Below are 23,302 nucleotides of genomic sequence, written 5' to 3' on the forward strand. Positions count from 1 at the left end.
GGTTGCGATCAGCAAGCACGACCTCGATGTCCAGACAAAGATGTCGGACACGATCTTCCTGGACCCGGTCGCCGATTCGAAAAAGACTGTTTTCGTGCAGATTCGCAATACCTCCGACAAGGCTGATTTCGACATCGCGGCTGACGTGAAAGCGGCTGTCTCGGGCAAGGGATACCGCATCGTCGGAGACCCCGACCACGCGCAATATATTCTTCAGGCAAACATCCTGCAGGTAGGCAAGGTCGCTCCGTCGGCGGCCCAGGAAGCATTCGGCGGATATGGCGCCCCTCTTGGCGGTGCCTTCCTTGGCGCGGCCGCCGCGGCATCGTTTGGTAGCACGCATGCCGCGCCGATCGCTGGCGCGGCCCTCGCTGGCGGCCTGATTGAACTGGTCCCAACGCTGCGTTAAAGATGTGTACTACACCGCCATTACCGACGTGCAAATCAAGGAGCGCCAGCACAGTGGCGTAGCGAGCCACGAAAACTCCACACACAACCTGCACCAAGGCAACAGTGGCGGCACAACCGTGACCTACAGCGAAGATACGAACTATCGTACGTATCAGACCCGCATCTTGAGCGTCGCCAACAAGGTGAATCTCGAGTTCGCTGAAGCAGCGCCGCCGCTGCTCAGTGGGCTGGTGCGCGTTATCGCTGGCTCGTTTTAAGCCAAACATCGACAACCAGCGCGAGGTAGCACATCGCTGAAATTCAGAAAGGGTTGCACGCGAAAGCGTCGCAACCCTTCTTCATCTCCGGCGCAGAAAAATCAGGAGCGACCGGTCACCCAACTCCCATCTGCGCGACCCTATTCCTGCCACCGGCCTTTGCCGTATACAACGCCTCATCGGCAGCCCGAACGACGACGCTGACATCCCTCACCCGATCCGACCGCGACGTGGTCGCGCCGATGCTGACCGTCACGCGACCGAACTCGCAGCCCAGGTGCGCGATGCCTAACTCGCCGATCGCCACGCGGATGTTCTCGCCGACCACCCCGGCACCGGCGACGTCGGTATCCGGCAGCACCACGACGAACTCCTCGCCGCCGTATCGACCGACGCAATCGCCCGGCCGCTGGATCGCCCTGCGGATGCAGCGCGCGACGGCGGTCAGCGCGACGTCGCCGGCCTGGTGACCATACGTATCGTTGTAGGCTTTGAAGTGATCGATATCGACGAACAGCAGCGACAACACGCTGCCCGTGCGGCGCGCGCGCAGCCATTCGCGGTCGAGCGTTTCGCACAGCGCGCGGCGATTGGGCAGGCCGGTGAGTCCGTCCGTGCCGGCAAGCCGTTCGAGCTCGTGCTCCACCCGCTGTCGCCGCCGCAACTCGGCGCCGAGCCACGCCGCCAACACGATCACGCCGATCCCGAAGATCAGCATCAGCGAACCGATCGTCAGCGCGCGCCCCCACCAGCTCGCATAGATATCGTCGGTCGCCTCGGCGACCAGCACGATCAGCGGCAATTGCGGAATCCGTCTGAACGAGTAAAGCCGCTCGGCGCCATCGAGCGACGAAGACGCGATAAAGCTGCCCTCGTCTTTCGCGAGCAGGTGCTGGAAGAACGCCGTCGTGCTGATGTCGCTGCCCGTCACGTGTCGATCGTCGGGCCGTCGCACGATGACCGTGCCGTCCGTTCTGACGATCGACACCGAGCCATGCTGCCCGATCCGCAGATCCGCGAACAGGCTCGTGAAATACTCCTGATCGATACCGAGCGCGACGATTCCCGCAAACGATCCGTCGGGCCGGGACAGTCGCCGGCTCAGCGCGATGCTGCGCGAACCGGGTCTGAGTCTCGAGTAGTACGGCGCGCTGACATCGAGCCCGAGATCCGGATCTTCGCGATGAATCCTGAAGTACGGACGGTCCGAGAGGTTTCCCCCGCGCGGCACGTCGCTATCCGAATCGATCACGACGTTGCCCACTGCGTCGATCACCACTATCGCGCCGACGTATTGCCCGGTCGCCGCGCGATCGAACAGGATCTCGCGCCGCAGACGCGGCGAATCGAGCACGCCCGGACGCCCGAGGCCATCGGCGACGGCCTGCAGCGACAGCGCGTACAGCTCGAAATTGCGCGCGATGTCGCGCTCGGTGATCGTCGCGACATCGCGCGTCGAATCGAGTGCGCGCGCAATCGCATCCTCGCGGCTCTGATACAGCGCGTAGCCACACAGAGCGAGCATCGCGAGCACCACGCCGCATCCCGCGTAGATGACGCCATCGCGTGGCATCCGCCATCTGTGCGCCCGTGCGATCAGCACGCAAAACCGGCCCTTTCTTTTGTGGATCATGTGCTCTGCGTTTCCAACGGCGGGAGTCAGTTTGTCGAAGTGCTCACTACGCTTACGGTTTGTTGGGACAGAGCACCCAGCAGATAGCGAATCCATACGCAAGTGGAATCACGCATTTGCTCTCGCACCAGCCGCCGAATAACGCGATACACAGCTCGCTCGTTTCTTCCGCAGTTTTCTGCCTGCTCACATGGAGACCCACACGCACTCCCTTTCGACTGCGCGTTTCCAGCGGAAACGGACCGGTCTATCGATACTGATGCAAGGCATTCACCGCGCGCCGAATCCATTGGTTTTTTGCGCGAAGGTTGTTAAACCCTGTATCGCCGGTTTTTCGAGGCTCCGGACTGTTTATCGGGTCGAATATTCGCCCCGCTGCATAGGGGCACATCATAAGTTTTCGATAATCAGAATTTACCTGATAATTCAAAAATTGTTCTTCCTCGGCAACGTTTGCGCGTGTTTATTTTTAAATCAAACGCGTGTTTGTTATCGCGTTATCGCGTCGTCGCATTATGTTTTTGTGATCCGTTGAAGCCGCATGCGGATTTACCCAGCTTTTCGACTGGGCAATTTCCTTCAATACACGCCCTCGCCGTCTCGTTACCGTTGAGCGTCGCAATCCATTCGCACACTCACGTTTCGAGGCATCCGATGACCGCATTACTCTCGATGGCCGCGTTCGCGCTCGCCAGTTCCATTTCTCCCGGCCCGGTCAACGTCGTCGCACTGAGCGCCGGCGCGCAGCACGGGCTCGCCGCGAGTCTGCGGCACGTCACTGGCGCGACGGTCGGTTTCACGTTGCTGCTTCTGTTGATCGGCCTTGGCCTGCACGAATTGCTCGCGCGCTTTCCCAATCTGATCGAGATCGTCAAATGGGCGGGCGTGGGCTTTCTGCTCTACATGGCCTACAAGCTCACCATCGACAACGGCCAGCTCGGCGCGGACAAGCCCGCGCGCGGGCCGTCGTTCGCGCACGGTGCGGCCATGCAATGGCTCAATCCAAAGGCGTGGCTCGCGTCGCTGGCCGGCATGAGCGCGTATGCGGCAGGCGGCGACGGCGGGCTCGTCTGGCAATTCACGGCGCTGTACTTCGTGATCTGCTATCTATCGATCGCGAGCTGGGCGTATGCCGGCACGTTTTTGCGCAGGCATCTGCGTGAAGCGAAGCGGGTCCGGGTGTTCAATCGCGTGATGGCGGCGCTGCTCGCGCTCAGTGCGATGTATCTGCTCGTGGAATGACGCGAGCCGCGCCTGCTTCCTGACGTGGCTTCATGCCGCATCACGCTCGGCTGCGATATTGACCCGGCGTCGCCGCCACCAGCCGCTTGAAGGTGCGCTGCAAATGCGCCTGATCGGCGAAGCCGGCATCGAGCGCGACATCGGCGATCAGTGCCCCGAGCCGCAGTTGCGCGCGACTGTACTGGATGCGTCGGTTGATCAGATACGCGTGGGGCGTCATGCCGTAGCGCAGCTTGAACGCGCGTATCAGGTGCGACGCGGACAGCCCGGCGGCTTCGCACACATCGTCGAGTTTCAGCGCGCGCGTGCAGTTTTCGGCGATGTACTCCGCGGCGCGCGCGAGTTGGCCGCTCACGGCACGCTCGGGCATGCTCGCCGGATTGAGCGTTTGCTGCACGCTGGAGAAGAAGGTGATGGCCGCGCTTTCCTTGCGCAGGGTGTCGTTGTCGTCGTCGTTACTGGCGAGAATCGCGCAGAGCCGGTTCAGGCCGTCGAACAGCGCGGCATCGAGCGTCATGATCTGCGAAAACGCGCGGAACGCATGGTTCTCGTTGAAGCCCAGCTCGTGTTGCAGTTTCGTCAACCACGCAACGTCGACGTGCAGCATCCGATACGACCACCGCTCGCCGGCAACCGGGTTGCACGCGTGCACATCGTCGGGGTTCATCATCACGACGGCGCCTGTGCCGACCCATTCCCGCGCGTGGCGGTTCAGATACACGCTGCGGCCTCCCGTCACGGCGCCGATCGAAAACGTTTCGTGCGAATGTTTGGCGTAGCAGACCTTGCGGCCATCGTCGATGGAACGCGCCTCGATGAACGGCAGCGCCGCGCTGCGCCAGAAGCGCGGCGCGTCTGCGCCTTTTGCGCGTGCGGTGTTCGCAGCGCTTGCCGCTTCGATCGTCTCGCTCATGCGCGCTCTCCGGTTGATCCGCCGACTTCGCCGTTGTCTCCGACTTCGCGAAGCCTACGTATCGTAGCCGTCAAACGCATGGCCAACAAGCGAACGCGCGGCGCCGCTCGTAAACGGCGCCGCCGCCCGAACGCTACGCGATTACTTCGCGCTGACGTCGATATTGCCGAGATATTTTGCGGCAAGCGTCTTCACCGTGCCGTCGGCTTGCACCTTAGCGATCGCGGCGTTCAGCTGATCGCGCAGCGCGGTATCGCCCTTGCGAATGCCGTATGCGATGCCGCTGCCGAGAATCTTGTCGTCACGCACAGGCTGACCGACGAACGCGTAGCCCTTACCTTCGGGCTTCGACAGAAAGCCCGTTTGTCCGGCCGGCGCGAGCACGAGCGTGCCGTCGAGACGGCCAGCCGTCAAATCGGCATAGACCTGGTTCTGATCCTGATACGGCAGCACGATCACGCCGGCCGGTTCCCAATGCACCTTAGCGAAGGTCTCCTGAATCGAGCCTTGCAGTACGCCGATGCGCTTGCCCTTCAGCGACTCAGGCGTCGGCTGCAAACCGCTGTCGCTGCGCGCGATCAGCTGCGACGGCACGCGGTAGACGACGGTCGTGAAATCGATCGCCTGGCGGCGCTGCTCGGTCGCATTCATCGCTGAATTGATCGCGTCGAACTTGCGGCCTTGCAGCGCCGGAATCAGGCCGTCGAACGAGGTTTCGACCCACTTGCACGTCATGTGCGCGGCCGCGCAGACCGCGTTGCCCACGTCGATATCGAGCCCTTGCAGTTCGCCGTTCGGTCCTTTCGACTCGAACGGCGGGTACTGCGCTTCGAGGCCGAAACGCAGCGTCGCGGTATCGGCGGCGCTTGTGGCCGACGATGTTGCGAGCGACGCGCCGGCACAGGCCAGCGCCAACAAGCACTTGAGCAACTTCATAACATCTCCCTTCATACTTCGAATACTTCGACGACTTCGATACTTCGAGTGGCTCTCGCGCGCTCAGATTTCACACAAACGCCGCGCGCCTTCGAGCAGCGTCGCGTCGTCCTTCGAGAAACTCAGGCGAATCAGCCCCGAATCCGTGCCGTCGGTGTAGAACGCCGACAATGGAATCGTCGCGACACGCGCATCGCGGATCAGGCGCAGCACGAAATCGCTGTCGCTTTCATCGGAGAAGCCGCGGAACCGGGCGAGCATAAAGAAACTGCCTTCGCTCGGCAACAGCTCGAAGCGCGACTCGCGCAGCGCATGCGCGAGCAGATCGCGTTTCTTCTGATAGAAGTCGGACAGGCCGAGGTAGCTGTCGCGATTGGCGAGCGCGTCGACGAACGCGTGTTGCATCGGCGTATCGGCGGAGAACACCATGAATTGATGGACCTTGCGGATCTCGTCCATCAGCGCGGCGGGCGCGAGGCAATAGCCGACGCGCCAGCCGGTCACGTGGTACGACTTGCCGAACGACGACACGATCACGCTGCGCTCGGCGAGTTCCTGATGGCGCGCCATGCTCTGATGCTTCGCGCCGTCGAACACGACGTGTTCGTAGACCTCGTCGGACAGAATCACGATGTCGGTGTTGCGCGTGAGCGCCTTCAGCCGCTCGATATCGGCGTCGCTAAAAATCGTCGCGGTCGGATTGTGCGGTGTGTTGACGATGATCATGCGCGTCCTCGGCGTGATCGCGGCGGCGACTTCATCCCAGTTCACGCGGAAGTGATCGAGCGACAGCTTGATCGCGACCGGCATCGCGCCCTGCAGGCGCACGATCGGGCCGTAGCTGTCGAACGACGGCTCGAAGTAGATCACTTCGTCGCCCGGATGCACGAGCGCGCTGATCGTCGAATAAAGACCTTCGCTCGCGCTCGCGAGCACGGTCACCTCGCTGGCGGGGTCGTAGCGCACGCCGTACAGCGTTTCGACCTTATCTGCGAGCGCTTCGCGCAGCGCACCGATGCCGGCCATCGGCGCGTACTGGTTGTGGCCGGCGCGCATCGCCTGCGCGACGCCGTCGAGGAGCTTGGGGTCCGGCGCGAAATTCGGCGCGCCCTGCGACAGGTTCAACGCATCGTGTCGCGCGGCCAGTTGGCCGATCACGGTAAAAATGGTGGTGCCGACGTCCGGCAGCTTCGAGCGGGCTTGCATGGCGCTCTGCATAAGACTTTCTCCCTTTCTACACCCGCCGGCGGCCGCGCGAATGGCGGCGGCGGGGCGTTCCTTCCGGTGGGGTGATTAGGCATCAGTCAAAGAACGCTCACAATCGAAACTTTGTCATGCGCGGCATGCGTTTTCTTCATGGCGCGCGCGAAGCCGCTCTACGCAGGCCTAAGCCGGCGGGTTCATGGCTTGCGGGGACGCGGTGTGGATTTCGGGGAATGCGGGTAACTGCGTAGGTATGAAGGAATGTGATGCTGAGCGGCGCGGTTGCGAAAACGGCCGCTGACGCGGCCGTTTTTCGAATTATTGGACTTTCAAGGAAAGTCGGAGCTTCGGGGAATCAGGCTTCGTCCATCAAACGAACCTTGACCTTGCGTCCCTTCAGCTTGCCCGCGCTAAGCCGGCGCACCGCCTCGCGCGCGATGCTGCGCTCCACCGCGACATAGGTCGACATGTCGGTCACGTTGATCTTGCCGATCTGCGAGCCGGCGAAACCGGCGTCGCCGGTCAGCGCGCCGAGCACGTCGCCGGGACGGATCTTGTCCTTGCGGCCGCCGAGGATCTGCAGCGTTTCCATCGGTGGCAGCAGCGGTTCGTTGCTGCCCGCCTTCAGCTCGGCCAGCTTGTGCCATTCGACGTCGCGCTTGTGTGCCTGCTCGATCCCGCCGACCCGCCCCATCTCGTCCATGCTCGCGAGACTCAGCGCCCAGCCTTCCTGATCGGCGCGGCCCGTGCGGCCGATGCGATGCGTGTGCACTTCCGGGTCCGGCGTCACGTCGACGTTGATCACCGCTTCGAGTTGCGCGATGTCGAGGCCGCGCGCGGCGACGTCGGTCGCGACGAGCACCGAGCAGCTGCGGTTCGCGAACTGGATCAGCACCTGATCGCGCTCGCGCTGATCGAGTTCGCCGTGCAGCGCAAGCGCATGGAAGCCCTGCGCGCGCAGCACGTCGAGCAGATCGCGGCACTGCTGCTTCGTATTGCAGAACGCGATCGTGCTGACCGGACGATAGTGATTCAACAGCAGACCGACCGCGTGCAGACGCTCGTCTTCGGTCACTTCGTAGAAGCGCTGACGGATCTTGCTGTCGCCGTGCCGCTCGGCGAGTTTGACTTCCTTCGGGTTTCGCAGGAATTGCTGGCTCAGCTTCGCGATGCCCTCGGGGTACGTCGCCGAAAACAGCAGCGTTTGGCGCTCTTTCGGGCATTGCCTGGCGACCTTCGCGATGTCGTCGAAGAAACCCATGTCGAGCATGCGGTCGGCTTCGTCGAGCACGAGCGTGTTCAGCGATTGCAGATCGAGGCTGCCGCGTTCGAGGTGATCCATGATGCGGCCCGGCGTGCCGACCACGACGTGCGCGCCGTGCTCGAGACTCGCCGTCTGCGGACGCATCGGCGTGCCGCCGCACAAGGTCAGCACCTTGATGTTTTCTTCCGCGCGCGCGAGACGGCGGATTTCCTGCGTGACCTGATCGGCGAGTTCGCGTGTCGGGCACAGCACCATTGCCTGCGTGCCGAATTTGCGTGCGTCGAGACGCGCGAGCAGCGCCAGCGAAAACGCCGCGGTCTTGCCGCTGCCGGTTTTCGCCTGAGCGATCAGATCTTGACCGGCGAGCGCGATCGGCAGGCTCGCGGCCTGGATCGGCGTCATCTCGACGTAGCCGAGCTGCGTCAGGTTCGCGAGCGTAGCGGGCGGAAGCGGCAGCTCGCTGAATGCGGCGCCGGCGGGGGTGGGACTGTTCATAGGATCGTCTGTAGGAATCGCGATTACTCGGCCATCGGGCCCTGATCGGGGCGGCCCGGCAGCTGCTCGTAAAGCACCTCGCCGCCGTCGCCGTCGAAACGCTCGACGTAATTGCGCGCGCCGCACAGCGGGCAGCGGAACAGCAGCCCCTGGCCTTCGTTCTTGATGACGACGTCGGATTGCTCCCACTGCGCGCCGCAGGACTGGTTTCTACAGGTGAACACGTTGATTCTCCAACTGGATTCGATGATCGATCGGCAAGGTCGCACGCGCGGCCTTGCCGTGTATGGGGTTGCCGCGCCGGCGCTGCGTCGTGACGCGATAGCGCTCGACGTCAAGCATGGCGTTAGCCGAGATGCGTATGCCGCGGAGACGGCACGGCCACATCCATGTCGGTCAGGCCGTGCACGATGCCGCAGTCTTCGACCGGATGCTCGCCGTGGCATTGGTCGCGCAGCGTCGTCAGTTGCGCCTTCAGCTGCTGCAGTTCTTCGATACGCGTGTCGACGTGCGCGATGTGCTCGTCGACCAGCGTATGCATGCCGCCGCAGCCGTTCGCCGGCGCGTCGGTCAGACGCAGCAATGCGCGGATTTCGTCGTGAGTCATGTCGAGCGCGCGGCAATTGCGGATGAAGCGCAGGCGCTCGACATGCTTTGCCGTGTAACTGCGGTAATTGGCTTCGGTGCGCTCCGCCTCGGGCAGCAGGCGCTCTTTTTCGTAGAAACGGATGGTTTCCGTCGTGCAATGGGCGATTTTCGCCAGTTCGCCGATTTTCATGGACCCTTCCTCCACGCGGCCTTGACCTTGTAGTGGCTTCAGGGTGTTTACTAGACCACAAATCGCACGAGGAAGCCACCAATGCCTGACACCAGCCGTATTGCCACCGATTGTCCGGAACGGGACGAAGCCTGTACGCACGGGGGTTGTGGCGACGTTGATGCGCGGCGCGGCCATGCTTATGGCAGGGGCACGGGTGAGGGATGCGGGCATTCGCATGGCGGTGAACATGCTTGTGGCGCCGACGTGGGCGGCGGTGATCGGCATGAAGGGCACGACCATCAGGACGGTCATGATCACGGCCACGCCCATGATCACGCTGCTGTCGCTTGCTGCGCCGCTAGCGCTTTTGCGCCTGCGTCGCTGCGCCTGCCTCCGTCCGAAGCCGTCGGCCACGACCTTCGCACCGCAATCCGCATCCTGCAGATGGACTGCCCGACCGAGGAAGCGCTGATCCGCAAGAAGCTCGGCCGTATGCCGGTCGTGCGTAGCATGGACTTCAACCTGATACAGCGCGTGCTGACTGTCGTCCACGCGCCGGATGCGCTCGAGTCGGTGCTCGCCGCCCTGCGCTCGCTCGACTTCACACCCGAACTGGCAAGCGACGCCGGAAAGGGTGGGAACGCCGACGCGGTGCCCCAAGCAGCCACTGACGCAATGCGCAAGCCGTGGTGGCCCCTGATCTTCGCCGGCATCGTCGCGGGAGCCTCAGAAGCCGCTAGCTGGCTCGGCGCACCGGTCTGGGTGGTGGCGGGTATGGCGATCGTCGCGATTGCCTCCTGTGGCCTCACGACATATCGCAAGGGCTGGGTCGCGCTGCGCAACGGCAACTTGAACATCAACGCGCTGATGAGCATCGCCGTGACCGGCGCGGCGCTGCTCGGCCAGTGGCCCGAAGCCGCAATGGTGATGGTGCTCTTCACGATCGCCGAGCTGATCGAGGTGCGCTCGCTCGACCGCGCACGCAACGCGATCGAAGGACTCATGCGGCTCACGCCCGAACAAGCCAGCGTGCAGCAGCCCGATGGAGCGTGGCAGCCCGTCCGCGTCGACGCGATCGTGCCCGGGACGCTCGTGCGCGTGAAGCCGGGCGAGCGGATCGCGCTCGATGGCGAAATCGTCGCGGGCCGCTCGAGCGTCGATCAGGCGCCGATCACCGGCGAGAGCCTGCCCGTCGACAAGGCGATCGGCGACGCCGTTTTCGCCGGCACGATCAACCAGGCGGGCTCGTTCGATTATCAAGTGACGGCGGCCGCCGGCAACACGATGCTCGCGCGGATCGTCCACGCGGTCGAGGAGGCGCAGGGCACGAAGGCGCCGACACAGCGCTTCGTCGATGAATTCGCGCGCGTTTATACGCCGATCGTGTTCGCGATTGCACTCGCCGTCGCTCTGGTCCCACCACTCGTGTTCGGTGGAGCGTGGCACGCGTGGGTGTACAAGGCGCTGGTGCTGCTCGTGATCGCGTGTCCATGCGCGCTCGTGATTTCGACGCCCGTGACGATCGTCAGCGGGCTCGCGGCCGCGGCGCGCAAGGGGATTCTGATCAAGGGTGGCGTTTATCTCGAACAGGGTCGCAAGCTGACCCGGTTGGCACTCGATAAGACCGGGACGATTACGCACGGGAAGCCGGTCCAGACGGAGTTTGAGGTGGTCGGTGACGCGGGTGAAACGTTCCGATACCGCACGGTCGCGGCAAGCCTCGCGGGCCGCTCCGACCACCCTGTTTCGATGGCGATTGCTGCCGCCGCCAATGACGACGGCGTCGAACACCTGCATGTCGATGCATTCGAAGCGATCGCTGGACGTGGCGTGCGCGGCGATATCGACGGTATCGGGTACTGGCTCGGCAATCATCGCTTGGTCGAGGAACTCGGCCGCTGCTCGCCGCAACTCGAAGCGCGTCTCGATGCGCTCGAAGAGCACGGCAAAACCGTCGTGATGCTCGCCGATGCGCAGCGCGTGCTCGCGCTGTTTGCGGTCGCTGACACGGTGAAGGAAACGAGCCGCGCCGCCGTCGCCGAATTGCGGCGGCTCGGCGTCGGCACCGCGATGCTGACCGGCGACAACCGTCATACCGCCGAGGCGATCGCGCAGCAGGTCGGCGTCGATGAAGCGCGCGGCGATCAGTTGCCCGAGGACAAGCTCGACGCGGTCGCACAATGGTCGAGCGATGGCGCGACGGTCGGCATGGTCGGCGACGGCATCAACGATGCGCCCGCGCTCGCGCGCGCCGACATCGGCTTCGCGATGGGTGCGATGGGTACCGACACCGCGATCGAAACCGCCGACGTCGCGTTGATGGATGACGATCTGCGGAAGATTCCGGCGTTTATCCGGTTGTCGAAGGCGACGTACGGGGTGCTGGTGCAGAACATCGCGCTCGCGCTTGGCATCAAGAGCGCGTTCCTCGTGCTGACGTTGATGGGCTTCGGCACGATGTGGATGGCGGTGTTCGCAGATGTCGGTGCGAGTTTGCTGGTGGTGGGGAATGGGTTGAGGTTGTTGCGCAAGTGAGTGGGCGTGCGAGGTTTACACTCGTTTCGTCCTACTCTGAACCGTCGTTCACGGCAGGATGCGTCGGAGTGCTGGCTAGCAGCTCATCGCTGTCGTCTTTCAAGCCCACCCCTGTAAGTCTCAGCTTCCTCGCCTGCGTGAGCAGGTAGTGCAGCTTGTGCGCGGCCTGCGGATAGTCGAGGCCTTGCGGGCGCACGTTGGAAATGCAGTTGCGCTGGGCGTCGCTGCACCCCGTTTTCGGCGCGTACGTGACGTAGATGCCGAGGCTATCCGGCGAACTCAAACCCGGTCGCTCGCCGATCAGCATCACGACGATCTTCGCGTCGAACAATTCGCCGATCTCGTCGCCGAGTGCGACGCGTGCCTGACGCGCGACCACTACGGGACCGATGGTCCAACCCGCGAGCTTTGGATGTATAGCTTGCAGCAACGGTACAGCCTGCTTCGATGCGGCGAACGCCGATAGACCATCGCCGATCACAAACAGCACATCGCTTGATTGCGATGGCAGTCGGGCAAGCGTCGCGCGACTCTCCTCCGACAGCCGCCGCCCAAGATCAGGGCGCCTCAAATAATGCTCGCGATCCGGCGCGGCGCTATGCACGTCGAGCGTGTTGAAACCTTGCGCGCGCAGTTGTGCGTGCAGCGGATCCACGTCGAGCGGATGGTGCACGGCGTCGCGCGCCTGCGCATGCGCGAGATTGAACGCGAGCAACGGCGCGGTCGGCAGGCTGTGGCCCGCGCGGCCCAATGCGATGCGTGCCTGCGTAAACCGACGCAGTGCGCTCCACGGGTCCTTGTCGAGTGCGTCGTTCTCGTTCATGCGATCCCCATCCAGTCGCGCGCGCCTTCGAGCAGCGGTTGCCGCGCCGATGCGCCGATCAACGCGCCGCGTTCGTCGATGATCTGCATCGATGCCAGCCATTCCTCGAATTCCGGCGCGCGCCGTAACCCGAGCACGTCGCGCACGTACAGCGCGTCGTGAAAGGACGTGCTCTGATAGTTGAGCATCACGTCGTCCGCGCCCGGCACGCCCATGATGAAATTGATGCCCGCTACGCCGAGCAGCGTCAGCAGATTGTCCATGTCGTCCTGGTCCGCTTCGGCGTGGTTCGTGTAGCAGATGTCGCAACCCATCGGCACGCCGAGCAGCTTGCCGCAGAAGTGATCCTCGAGACCCGCGCGCGTGATCTGCTTGCCATCGTACAAATACTCGGGGCCGATGAAACCGACTACCGTGTTCACCAGAAACGGCTTGAACTTGCGCGCGACCGCATAGGCGCGCGCCTCGCAGGTCTGCTGGTCAACGCCGAAATGCGCATCCGCCGACAACGCGCTGCCCTGCCCCGTTTCGAAGTACATCAGATTGCTGCCGACGGTGCCGCGTTGGAGCGACAGCCCCGCCTCGTACGCTTCCTGCAGCAGCGCGAGCGAAATGCCGAAGCTCGCGTTCGCTTTTTCGGTACCAGCGATCGACTGGAATACGAGATCGACCGGCGCCCCTTTTTCTATCGCGGCGATCGTGCTCGTCACGTGCGTGAGTACGCACGACTGCGTCGGTACCTGATAGCGCTGGCGGAAGTCGTCGATCATCTGCAGCAGCTTCGTGATCGCGGCGAGGTTGTCGCTCGCGGGGTTGATGCCGATCAGCGCGTCGCCGCAGCCGTACATCAGGCCGTCGAGCATCGAGGCGGCGATGCCTTTGACGTCGTCGGTTGGGTGGTTCGGTTGCAGGCGTACGGACATGCGGCCCGGTAAACCGACCGTGTTGCGAAAGCGGGTGATGACCGGGCGTTTACGGGCGGCGGTGATCAGGTCCTGGTTGCGCATCAGCTTTGAGACTGCGGCGACCATTTCTGGTGTTAGGCCCTCGGTGATGCGGGTGAGTGCGTCTGTGTCGGTTGTAGTGCTGAGTAGCCAATTGCGGAAGTCGCCTACTGTCAGATGGGAGATTTCGGCGAACGCTTGGGGCGAGTGATCGTCGATGATCAGTCGGGTGACTTCGTCGGTTTCGTAAGGGATCAGCGGTTCTTTTAGGAACGCGCGCAGCGGGACCTCGGCGAGCGCCATTCTGGCGGCGACTCGCTCTTCTTCGCTCGCTGCCGCGATGCTTGCGAGTTCGTCGCCCGAGCGTTGCGGGCTCGCTTTCGCGAGCAGGGTCTTCAGGTCGGCGAAGCGGTACGTGCGACTGCCGACCGACTCGGTGTAGCTCATGTTTGCGGCTCCATCGCCTCGCGCGAACGCGGGTAGGAATGGGACCGGCGGTTACATGCTGCAGGGTGCTGGCTGCCGGTGCTGGTGCTGGTGCTGGTGCTGGTGCTGCGCACCACACGATAGCGCCAAACGGCGGCAGCGTCACGTTGCGGAAATTGGGGCTGTTTGCCGATGCTGTGTTTGGTGCTCCTGCTCGCGTCCACGGGGCGCGGTCAACAGGCGCTTAATTCGCTTCGTGCGCACCGCTTGATATCCGCAGGATTTGGTAAACGGCCGATACTCGCTGACGTGATACTTTGTTCGTATCCTCTCGCGCCAATTTTCTGCGGTCCAGTCATGAACGAATCAGACCATCGGGCTCGATACGAGACGCGACTCGCACGCGTGCTCGACCATATCTACGATCACCTCGACGAACCACTCGATATCGGACGGCTTGCGGAGATTGCGTGTCTGTCGCCGTATCACTGGCACCGGATTTATCAGGCGATGTATGGCGAGACGGTCGCGACGACCGTGCGGCGTCTACGGTTGCATCGCGCAGCGTGTTTTCTTGCGAGAAGTTCGATGCCGATTGCCCAGATTGCCGAGCGTTCGGGGTATAGCAGTTTGCAGTCTTTTTCGCCACGTTCCGCGCGGTGTTTGGTGTGCCGCCGGCGCAGTATCGCAGGCAAGGCAGGCATAGCGGGTTTCGGCCGGCGCTTTCAGGAGACGATCAGATGACGATGATTCGTGAGGTCGTGATTCGTTGTGTGGAGCCGATGGAGATTTTGTCGGTCGATCATGTCGGACCTTATATGCAGATCGGAAGGGCTTTTGATGCTTTGTTTGGGTGGCTTGCGAAACATGATCTGCTCGAGGCGCAGATGCGGATGATCGGGGTTTACTTCGATGATCCGGGAGTGGTCGAGGAGAAGGCGTTGCGGTCGAAGGCGGGTGTGTTGTTGCCGGGGCCTGTGATGGCTGAAGTGGCTTCGGCTGTTGGGACGGGTGGGGAGGTTTCTGTCACGCGTATACGCGGTGGGGAATATGCGGTGTTGCGGCAGGTTGGGCCATATAGCGATATGCGAGCGGCTTATGAGTGGTTGTACGGGATCTGGCTGGTGCAGTCTGGGAGGGAGGCAGCGGATGCGCCGGTGTTTGAGGAGTATGTGAATAGTCCCAAGGAGACTGCGCCTGCGGAGTTGGTTACGGAGATTGGTTTGCCGTTGGGGTGAGGTGTGGGTGGCTGGGTTGGTGCTCGCTGGTTCTGCGTCCTGCGATGTTGCTGTTGTTATGTGCGTATACGTTGCGCGTGTTCGGCGTGCTTCTCCGGTTTTTATAGTCTTTGTATATGTACACGTAGTAATAGTTAACAAGTGGGGCGTTCGGCTGTGGATAACCTGGAAGTTCGTTTACGGATCAACGCGCTGCAGAATCGATAACCCTTGGGAGCGCGGGCGGACAGGATAACGGAGCCAGGGAGAAGTTTTAGCCGACCAGTTAACGCGGCGCATTTATCAAGATTTCGCCCACAATGTGTTCGGCTGTTTTTACAAAAGTTGTCCAAAGGGGGATGTGGATAAGTAGCCTCGAGTGAAAGGCCATTTTTTGAAGATCTCGTTAGCGGCAACTGAATAGCGGCGACCCGCGGATCTCCAACGGCAGACTATCCAAAGTCGAGACTCGCAAACCGGAATTTCTCCATGAGGGGCGTTGCAACTGCCACTCGATGCGATTCGCAGATCGTTGATTGCGTTTGGTATTTGCGGCGATGCGTTGGTCTTCGATCAGGACGAACGCGGGTCCGATGAAACGTTGCGATATGGCTTTTTGATAAGACTCAATCGACGCTGTGTTGCGCAATCGACACTTACCACCAGCCGGGAGCAGCAAGCCAGCCCTTCACTTAACGTGTTGATGAACACCTGGGCGCAGCGGGGCTCATTTGAAGCGCAGAAAGCAAATCTCCGCGCGTTTTTCGTAACAGCCCAAAGCAATGCTGTTCCTGCCGGTCTCAACGGAATTACGGGGCACGTGTCGGTGTCGGCTTAAGCGCAGTGGTAACCAGGTTGGCTATTGCCTTCTTCGTTTGCTCCGTCGCGCTTTCGTCGTACCCGATTGTCACGCCCCGTTCGACACAGGGGTCCGCGTATGAGAACGGCAGGTTGCTTTTGACGTTAAGCAATTGTCCCACGCTGCGTTCTTCCCATGCACAATTGCGCACTGTTTGCGCTTTCGGCAGGGGGGTTGGATGTGCGAAGGCGCGCGCATCGAAAATATGGTTAACCCCGGCAAACTCGGTCAGCTCTACGTCCGCCCCCTTGGCTTTCAGCCGTTCCACATAGGCCTTGCAAGGCGCGACCGGGTCGTAGTTGTCTGCGCTTCCATGGAATAGGCGAATGGGAGCCTTTGATACGTTGTCGTCATCGAGGTAGTGGGCACTGCAGTCTGGGTAAAGCGGAACATAGGCTGCAAATCCTGGAGTGGACGCATCGGCATGCGCTTTCTGGAAGCGCACCATGCTCGCGTAGAGCGTGTCTTGTCCTCCACGGGAAAAGCCCATTAGCATCACGCGGCTCGCGTCGACATGAGGGTTTTTGGAAATAAGGCTGAGCGCGCGATACGCGTCTTCTGTCTGGGCAAGTCTGCCAAGCTGACTCTGGTCATTAATTGTGTTTTCTATGCCTCGGCTCGTGAAACTGTCGACAACGAAAGTGGCAACCCCCAACGACAGGAACCACTGCTCCCATTCCGCTATCTGGCCGCCGATACCCCCAGACGGGTGCAGCAGTATGACGGCGGGCAGCCTGTCGGTCCCGGGTCGAGGCAGCCGCAATTCACCCGCTATCGTCACGCGCTTGCCGTCTTCGCTTCCGGCCAGAAATTGCTCGTCTGTGAGCGTCATCGACTCGAATGGAATGACTTCCATTCGCGCCACCTGCGCGTAGGGGACGCGCGGAATGCAAAGGAGCACGAGGACTAGCAAAAGGAACGGCAAGCCTTTCACACTTGCGAACATGGCCGTCTCCCTTGAGTACGGACGGAGTTATTTATGCAGCGTTATAGGCGGTCCGGGCAGGAATGCAATGCAAATGACGGAATTGTCGTGATATGACAGACGGTGACGGCAGACGGCAGACGGCTTTTAGCCGTCCGGAGTCGCCGAGCGCGGTCGGCGCGCCGCCTTCCGGTAGGGCTGGGTTGCCGAAGCCGGATAGGCGCGCGACCTGATGACGCGCAGCGTGGCCAAACTACTATCTGAATCACGCACGGCATTTGACCGGCGTCAGCCGCCCCGCCTCCCTTTCGGAAAAATCGCATTCGGGTCTGCGTCGGCTCGTCGCGTTCATATCGTCGCACCCTCCGCGCGAGGTCGCTGCGCTATCGATAAAGCGACCGTGGCAGATGAATATAGCAGTATCAGCACGTCGACGTATTGTTCATCAGCCTGACTATTAATAAAAAGACCCATAAGTTTCTCAACTTATGGGCCCGTTTTTCTCAGGTTATGCGTCTACCTACAACAACCCTCAAACGTCGATATTCCCCGCCCTCAACGCATTCGACTCAATAAAAGCCCTGCGCGGCTCCACATCATCCCCCATGAGCGTAGTAAAGATGCCATCAGCAGCAATAGCATCCTCAATCTGCACCCGAAGAAGACGCCGCACCGCAGGATCCATAGTCGTCTCCCAAAGCTGCTCCGGATTCATCTCCCCGAGGCCTTTATAGCGCTGCTTGGACATATTCCTCTCAGCATCAGCCAGCAGCCACTTCATCGCACTCTTAAAGTCGGTGACAGCCATACTCCGCTCCCCACGCTTGATCACAGCGCCAGTGCCAATCAACCCCTTGAACGTATTAGCGGTATTCACAAGCTGCTGATAATCCGCGGTCAGCTGAAACTCTTCATCGAGCACGGAGATCTTCTGATTTCCATGATGCGTCCGCGCGACGCGCAACGAGCGCAACTCCCGCACCGGGTCATACATCGTGGTCACCTTCACCTCAGGCTTCAGCGCATCATCCCGCAGCTTCGTTTCGAGCGCGCGAGCCGATGTCTCGGCCGCCTGCTCGCTGGAGAGATCGATAACAACGCCATCCATCACCGCCTCAAGCGCACCAGCGTCATACAGACGGCTGAGTCGATTAACCACCGCCTGCGCCAACAGATAAGCCCGTGCCAACTCACCCAACGCATCCCCAGTAATCGGAGTCGCGCCTTCAGCAGCAAGCAACTCCGACCCTTGCAACGCGAGCCGAAGAATATGAGCGTTCACTTCCGACTCATCCTTCAGATACCGCTCATCCTTACCCGCCTTGATCTTGTAAAGCGGCGGCTGCGCGATATAGATATACCCGCGCTCGATCATCTCCGGCATCTGCCGGTAGAAGAACGTCAACAATAGCGTCCGGATGTGCGCGCCATCGACGTCCGCATCGGTCATGATGATGATGCGGTGATAGCGCAGCTTGTCGAGGTTGTAGTCTTCCTTACCGATCCCGCACCCAAGGGCGGTAATCAGCGTAACGATCTGCTCGGAAGAAAGCAGCTTGTCGTAACGCGCCTTCTCGACGTTCAGCACCTTCCCGCGCAGCGGCAAGATAGCCTGAAACTTCCGATCACGCCCCTGCTTCGCCGATCCACCCGCCGAGTCACCCTCGACGATATAAATCTCGGACTTCGCCGGATCCTTCTCCTGGCAATCCGCGAGCTTCCCAGGCAAACCAACACCATCGAGCACGCCCTTGCGCCGGGTCATCTCACGCGCCTTGCGCGCCGCATCGCGCGCACGCGCTGCATCGACGATCTTGCCGCAGATGATCTTCGCGTCGCCCGGCGTCTCGAGCAGGAATTCCTCGAGCGCCTTTGCGACCACTTCTTCGACCGGCGCGCGCACTTCCGACGACACCAGCTTGTCCTTCGTCTGCGAGCTGAACTTCGGCTCCGGCACCTTCACCGAGAGCACACACGACAGCCCTTCACGCATGTCATCGCCCGACGTTTCGACCTTCGCCTTCTTCGCGACCTCATGATCGGCAATGTACTTGTTCAACACACGCGTCATCGCGGCGCGCAAACCTGTCAGGTGCGTGCCGCCGTCGCGCTGCGGAATGTTGTTCGTGAAGCACAGCACGTTTTCGTTGTAGCTGTCGTTCCACTGCATGGCCACTTCGACGCCGACGCCATCCTTCTCGCCCATGATGTGGAAGATGTTCGGGTGCAGCACGGACTTGTTCTTGTTGATGTACTCGACAAAACCCTTCACGCCGCCGACGAATGCAAAATCCTCTTCCTTGCCCGAGCGCTGATCCGTCAGACGAATGCGCACGCCATTATTGAGGAACGACAGTTCGCGAATCCGCTTCGCCAGAATGTCGTAGTGATATTCGACGTTGCCGAAAATCGTTTCATCGGCCATGAAATGCACTTCGGTGCCGCGGTTTTCGGTGTCGCCGATCACCTGTATCGGCGAGACGGTCACGCCGTCGATTTCTTCGAGCACGCGGTTCTGCGGCACGCCACGGTGGAATTCCATGAAGTGCTTCTTGCCGTCACGGCGCACGGTGAGGCGCAGCCATCGCGACAGCGCGTTCACGCACGACACGCCCACGCCGTGCAGGCCGCCCGACACCTTGTAGCTGTTCTGGTCGAACTTGCCGCCGGCGTGCAGCTCGGTCATCACGATTTCGGCGGCGCTGCGCTTCGGATCGTGCTTGTCGTCCATCTTCAGGCCGGTCGGCACGCCGCGGCCATTGTCGGTGATCGAGATCGAGTTGTCCGCGTGGATGATCACCTGGATGTCGTTGCAATGCCCGGCGAGCGCTTCGTCGATCGAGTTGTCGAGCACTTCGAACACGAGGTGGTGCAAACCGGTGCCATCCGATGTATCCCCGATGTACATCCCAGGCCGCTTGCGCACGGCGTCCAGACCTTCGAGGATCTGGATGGACGAGGCGCCGTAGCTGTTATCGGGCTGCGTATTGTTCGTTTCAGTCATGGATTTTTTCCGGTTCTGCGTTACTGCAAGGTTGCTGCTCTGTACTTTTCAAAACGCCATAAAAACGCCAAAGGGGCGCTGCGCCCCTTGGTGTTTTTCTTGATGTTGGACGTGTCAGATGCGCATCGGCATCACCACGTACTTGAATTCGTCGTTCTCGGGAATCGTGATCAACGCGCTGGAGCTGGCATCACCCAGGCTCACCTGCAGCATGTCGACCTTCAGATTCGCGAGCACGTCGAGCAGATACGTGACGTTGAACCCGATATCGACGCTGTCGCCGTCGTAAGCGATTTCAAGTTCTTCCTGCGCCTCTTCCTGATCGGCGTTGGTCGACATGATCTTCAACTGGCCCGGCTCGACGATGCAGCGCACGCCCTTGAACTTATCCGACGTCAGAATCGCCGCGCGTTGCAGCGAACGCTGCAGTTCTTCGCGGCCAATCTGGAATTTGTTCTTGTGCGACTTCGGAATCACGCGCTGGAAGTCGGGGAACTTGCCTTCCACGAGCTTCGATACGAGTTCAACCTGACCGAACGTGAACTTGACCTGCGTCTGCGCGATGTCGATCTTCAGCGTATCGTCGATGTCTTCGAGCAGGCGCTGCAGTTCGAGAATCGTCTTGCGCGGAATGATCACTTCCTGGCGCGCGAACGAGCCCTCGATCTTCATCGACGAGAACGCGAGACGGTGACCGTCGGTCGCGACCGCCATCAACTGGTCGCCGTCCACCACCAGCAGCATGCCGTTCAGGTAGTAACGGATGTCCTGCTGGGCCATCGAGAAATGGACCATGCCGAGGAGCTGGCGGAACGTCTTTTGAGGAACCACCAGGCTCGCGCCGTAGTCTTTGGCCTGAGCGACGGTCGGAAATTCGTCCGCGGCGAGCGTTTGCAGTGCAAAGCGGCTCTTGCCGGATTGCACGGTCAGGCGCTTGTCGTTCAGCGTCAGCGTGACCTGGCCGTCAGGCATCGCACGCAGAATGTCGAGGAGCTTGCGCGCCGCCACCGTGGTCGCGACCGAATCGCCGCCCACACCGAAATCGGCGCGCGTGGTGATCTGCAACTCCAGGTCGGTCGACAGGAACGATACCTCAGGACCGTTCTTGGTGATCAGCAAATTGGCGAGGATCGGCAACGTATGGCGGCGTTCGACGATGCCGCTCACGGTTTGCAGCGGCCTGAGGAGGTTATCGCGTTCGGTCTTGACCAGTTGCATAGGGTTCCTTCGTTGATATAACGGCCTGCACGCCTTACGGGACAAGCTTTTCAGCGTGCAGCCACGGCTCCCCGCCGGCGCCCTGAAAAGCGCCCGACACGGCGTGAAATCCGCCCGTCGCCGCCGGGCGGTTAAACCTGTATTGTGCCTGAAAACGGGACCGCCTCACTAAAATGGGGGCGAGTTCGGGAATAAACAGGTCGATTTTGTAGGGCGTGGTCCGGGTTGCCGCCGGTTTGTCGCGCCGCTGCGCGGCGCTACCGGTTCGCAGGCTCGTTTTTCCGCCACTTCTGGCCGGTTGCGCCGCAAATTCGTCACGGGTTTGCCGCGCCTTTTACGTCGCTTCTGCACGCTTACCGTCGCGTTCCTTGTCCTTTCCCCTTCGGACCCGACAGCGGCGCCGGGTTGTGAGTCCCCTGCCCGTTTCTCTATTTCACAGCGTTTTCGCGGCCTCATTCAACCGCTGCGTAGCCGCTTCCAGCGTTTCCTGCCGCCGACGTCCATTTCACGGTCGCGTGCCGCCAGCCCGTTTAGCCCTTCAGCGTCTGCTCCAGCACATGCAGTTCGTGATTCAGCTGCGCGTCCTTGCTGCGCTCGTCGGCGATCTTGCGCACCGCGTGCAGCACCGTCGTGTGGTCGCGCCCGCCGAAAAGCTCGCCGATTTCCGGCAGGCTCTTCTGCGTCAACTCCTTCGCGAGGTACATCGCGATCTGCCTCGGCCGCGCGATGTTTGCCGGACGCTTCTTCGAATACATGTCCGCGACCTTGATGCTGTAAAAGTCGGCGACCGTTTTCTGGATGTTTTCCACTGAAATCTGCCGGTTCTGCACCGTCAGCAGGTCTTTCAGCGCTTCCTTGGTCAGTTCGATCGTGATTTCGCGGCCGTGGAACTTCGAATACGCGAGGATTTTGCGCAGCGCGCCCTCGAGCTCGCGCACGTTCGAGCGGAGATGCTTCGCGACGAAGAACGCGACGTCCTCATTCAGGCTCACGAACTCCGATTGCGCCTTGCGCATCAGAATCGCGACGCGCATTTCGAGTTCGGGCGGCTCGATCGCCACCGTCAGGCCGGAGTCGAAGCGCGAGATCAGGCGATCGTCGATACCCGAAATTTCCTTCGGATACGTATCGCTCGTGATGATCACTTGCGCCTTGTTGGCGACCAGCGCCTCAAAAGCGTAGAAGAATTCCTCTTGCGTGCGCGACTTGCCCGAAAAGAACTGAATATCGTCGATCAGCAGCAGGTCGAGCGAGTGGTAGTAGCGCTTGAAGTCGTCGAACGCCTTGCGCTGGTACGCCTTCACGACATCGGACACGTACTGTTCCGCGTGGATGTAGCGAATCCGCGCGCCGGGTTTGTCCATCAGCAACTGATTTCCGATAGCGTGGATCAGGTGAGTCTTGCCGAGGCCCACGCCACCGTACAGGAACAGCGGGTTATACGAAATGCCGGGGTTGTCGGCGACCTGGATCGCCGCGGCGCGCGCGAGCTGATTCGCCTTACCGGTCACGAAGTTGTCGAAGGTCAGCACGGGGTTCAGCTTCGAGCGCTCGTACATCGAGTCGCTCTCGCTGGATGCCACCGCGCCCACGCCTTGGCCTGGGCGCCACGTGCGGCGTCCGGCGGCGGCTTCGTTCGCGTCCAGGCTCGGCAAATCGAGGTCTGCGGCGTCTTCGGCGGCGTTGCGCGCATTCGCGTTTTGCGCTGCGAGCGCCGCAGCCGCGGCTGCGGGATTCGCGCGCGCGGCATGCGCGGCCTGCACGGCGCCGACAGCCGCATCGACGGCCGCGCCGCCGCCGGCATTACCGCCCTGCGGCGCGGCCGAAGTCGGGCGTGCCGACGACGGAGCCGGCGCCCCGGCCGCTGGGCCACGCATGCCGGCCTTCGGATCCAATACGAATTGCACGTCCACCGGCGCATGCCAGAAATCGCGGGCCATATCCGCGATGCGGCCGGAGAACTGGCTCTTGACCCAGTCGAGCTTGAAGCGGTTCGGCGCGGCAATGCTCAACGTGTTCGCATCGGCGTCGAAGGCGACCGGGGCCAAGGGTTTGATCCACGTCACGTACTGCTGGGGCGTAAGCTCACGCTCCAGCAATGCGGAACAGTGTTGCCAGAATTCGTTCATCAAGTTGCTATCGTTATGGTGTGCACGGCGGTCGCCGCTGCCCCAGTCGCGCGCGCGCAACAAGGCCCTGAGCAGCCAGGCGTAACGGCCCCAGGCGCCTGTGCCACA

20 protein-coding genes are annotated in these 23,302 nt (G+C 61.7%); 7 read left to right on the plus strand and 13 right to left on the minus strand.

Annotated elements, in window-relative coordinates; translation table 11 throughout:
• Positions 1–40: 40 nt before the first annotated feature.
• Together traT (OKW45_RS32150) and traT (OKW45_RS32155) are read left to right on the plus strand one after the other, a co-directional pair.
• Positions 41–409, plus strand: a complete 369-nt coding sequence (traT, locus tag OKW45_RS32150) for a complement resistance protein TraT (RefSeq protein ID WP_429472965.1) — start codon at positions 41–43, stop codon at positions 407–409.
• Positions 384–668 carry a complement resistance protein TraT gene (gene traT / locus OKW45_RS32155; RefSeq protein WP_429472966.1) on the plus strand — a complete coding sequence of 95 codons (285 nt, stop codon included), beginning with the start codon at positions 384–386 and terminating at the stop codon, positions 666–668. The genes traT (OKW45_RS32150) and traT (OKW45_RS32155) overlap by 26 nt, the downstream gene beginning before the upstream one ends.
• 115 nt (positions 669–783) lie before the next feature.
• Here the strand turns inward: traT (OKW45_RS32155) and OKW45_RS32160 are convergent, their stop codons facing one another.
• Positions 784–2,301: a sensor domain-containing diguanylate cyclase gene (locus OKW45_RS32160; RefSeq protein WP_429472967.1), complete on the minus strand. Its 1,518-nt coding sequence runs from the start codon at positions 2,299–2,301 to the stop codon at positions 784–786.
• 654 nt (positions 2,302–2,955) lie between these two features.
• On the opposite strand from OKW45_RS32160, the gene OKW45_RS32165 reads away from it, so the two are divergent.
• A complete protein-coding gene (locus tag OKW45_RS32165; protein WP_018418951.1) occupies positions 2,956–3,543 on the plus strand; it encodes a LysE family translocator in 588 nt (195 codons plus the stop codon).
• A 40-nt stretch (positions 3,544–3,583) separates the two neighbouring features.
• Here the strand turns inward: OKW45_RS32165 and OKW45_RS32170 are convergent, their stop codons facing one another.
• From OKW45_RS32170 to cadR, 6 genes are all read right to left on the minus strand, one after another.
• Positions 3,584–4,456: an AraC family transcriptional regulator gene (locus OKW45_RS32170; protein WP_429472968.1), complete on the minus strand. Its 873-nt coding sequence runs from the start codon at positions 4,454–4,456 to the stop codon at positions 3,584–3,586.
• 141 nt (positions 4,457–4,597) lie between these two features.
• Complete coding sequence (locus OKW45_RS32175) at positions 4,598–5,392, minus strand: ABC transporter substrate-binding protein (RefSeq protein WP_429472969.1); 795 nt, start codon at positions 5,390–5,392, stop codon at positions 4,598–4,600.
• 63 nt (positions 5,393–5,455) lie between these two features.
• A complete protein-coding gene (locus OKW45_RS32180) occupies positions 5,456–6,610 on the minus strand; it encodes a pyridoxal phosphate-dependent aminotransferase (RefSeq protein WP_429472970.1) in 1,155 nt (384 codons plus the stop codon).
• 340 nt (positions 6,611–6,950) lie between these two features.
• Positions 6,951–8,354: an ATP-dependent RNA helicase DbpA gene (gene dbpA / locus OKW45_RS32185; RefSeq protein ID WP_429472971.1), complete on the minus strand. Its 1,404-nt coding sequence runs from the start codon at positions 8,352–8,354 to the stop codon at positions 6,951–6,953.
• 23 nt (positions 8,355–8,377) lie between these two features.
• Positions 8,378–8,578: a hypothetical protein gene (locus OKW45_RS32190; RefSeq protein ID WP_429261517.1), complete on the minus strand. Its 201-nt coding sequence runs from the start codon at positions 8,576–8,578 to the stop codon at positions 8,378–8,380.
• 122 nt (positions 8,579–8,700) lie between these two features.
• Entirely contained in the window at positions 8,701–9,132 is a 432-nt protein-coding gene (gene cadR, locus OKW45_RS32195; protein WP_184002962.1) for a Cd(II)/Pb(II)-responsive transcriptional regulator, read from the minus strand.
• 81 nt (positions 9,133–9,213) lie between these two features.
• Between cadR and OKW45_RS32200 the strand changes: the two genes are divergently transcribed.
• Entirely contained in the window at positions 9,214–11,649 is a 2,436-nt protein-coding gene (locus OKW45_RS32200; RefSeq protein WP_429472972.1) for a heavy metal translocating P-type ATPase, read from the plus strand.
• A gap of 31 nt (positions 11,650–11,680) precedes the next feature.
• Here OKW45_RS32200 and eutC read toward each other — a convergent pair whose 3' ends face one another.
• Together eutC and OKW45_RS32210 are read right to left on the minus strand one after the other, a co-directional pair.
• Entirely contained in the window at positions 11,681–12,472 is a 792-nt protein-coding gene (gene eutC / locus OKW45_RS32205) for an ethanolamine ammonia-lyase subunit EutC (protein ID WP_429472973.1), read from the minus strand.
• On the minus strand, positions 12,469–13,863 hold the full coding sequence (locus OKW45_RS32210) for an ethanolamine ammonia-lyase subunit EutB (protein ID WP_429472974.1): 1,395 nt from the start codon (positions 13,861–13,863) through the stop codon (positions 12,469–12,471). The genes eutC and OKW45_RS32210 overlap by 4 nt, the downstream gene beginning before the upstream one ends.
• 336 nt (positions 13,864–14,199) lie before the next feature.
• Here OKW45_RS32210 and OKW45_RS32215 point away from each other — a divergent pair, with 336 nt between their 5' ends.
• The 3 genes from OKW45_RS32215 (at position 14,200) to OKW45_RS32225 (ending at position 15,897) form a co-directional block, all read left to right on the plus strand.
• Positions 14,200–14,586, plus strand: coding sequence for a helix-turn-helix domain-containing protein (locus tag OKW45_RS32215; RefSeq protein WP_429472975.1), 387 nt, complete (start codon positions 14,200–14,202; stop codon positions 14,584–14,586).
• Positions 14,583–15,080: an AraC family transcriptional regulator gene (locus OKW45_RS32220; RefSeq protein WP_429472976.1), complete on the plus strand. Its 498-nt coding sequence runs from the start codon at positions 14,583–14,585 to the stop codon at positions 15,078–15,080. The genes OKW45_RS32215 and OKW45_RS32220 overlap by 4 nt, the downstream gene beginning before the upstream one ends.
• Positions 15,081–15,558: 478 nt before the next feature.
• A complete protein-coding gene (locus OKW45_RS32225; RefSeq protein WP_429472977.1) occupies positions 15,559–15,897 on the plus strand; it encodes a hypothetical protein in 339 nt (112 codons plus the stop codon).
• On the opposite strand, the gene OKW45_RS32230 is transcribed toward OKW45_RS32225, so the two are convergent.
• The 4 genes from OKW45_RS32230 to dnaA form a co-directional block, all read right to left on the minus strand.
• The gene (locus OKW45_RS32230; protein WP_429472978.1) at positions 15,869–16,864 is read right to left on the minus strand and encodes a dienelactone hydrolase family protein; all 996 of its coding nucleotides are present in this window, start codon (positions 16,862–16,864) and stop codon (positions 15,869–15,871) included. The two genes, OKW45_RS32225 and OKW45_RS32230, sit on opposite strands and share 29 nt — an antisense overlap.
• Positions 16,865–17,375: 511 nt before the next feature.
• A complete protein-coding gene (gyrB, locus tag OKW45_RS32235; RefSeq protein ID WP_429472979.1) occupies positions 17,376–19,847 on the minus strand; it encodes a DNA topoisomerase (ATP-hydrolyzing) subunit B in 2,472 nt (823 codons plus the stop codon).
• Between the two features lie 114 nt (positions 19,848–19,961).
• Positions 19,962–21,065 carry a DNA polymerase III subunit beta gene (dnaN, locus tag OKW45_RS32240; protein WP_018418935.1) on the minus strand — a complete coding sequence of 368 codons (1,104 nt, stop codon included), beginning with the start codon at positions 21,063–21,065 and terminating at the stop codon, positions 19,962–19,964.
• Between the two features lie 530 nt (positions 21,066–21,595).
• Positions 21,596–23,194 (minus strand): chromosomal replication initiator protein DnaA, encoded by a 1,599-nt coding sequence (dnaA, locus tag OKW45_RS32245; RefSeq protein WP_429472980.1) that lies wholly within the window; start codon positions 23,192–23,194, stop codon positions 21,596–21,598.
• Between the last annotated feature and the right edge of the window lie 108 nt (positions 23,195–23,302).

It is taken from the genome of Paraburkholderia lebeckiae, from assembly GCF_050436225.1.
GTDB classification, from domain to species: Bacteria; Pseudomonadota; Gammaproteobacteria; order Burkholderiales; family Burkholderiaceae; genus Paraburkholderia; species Paraburkholderia tuberum.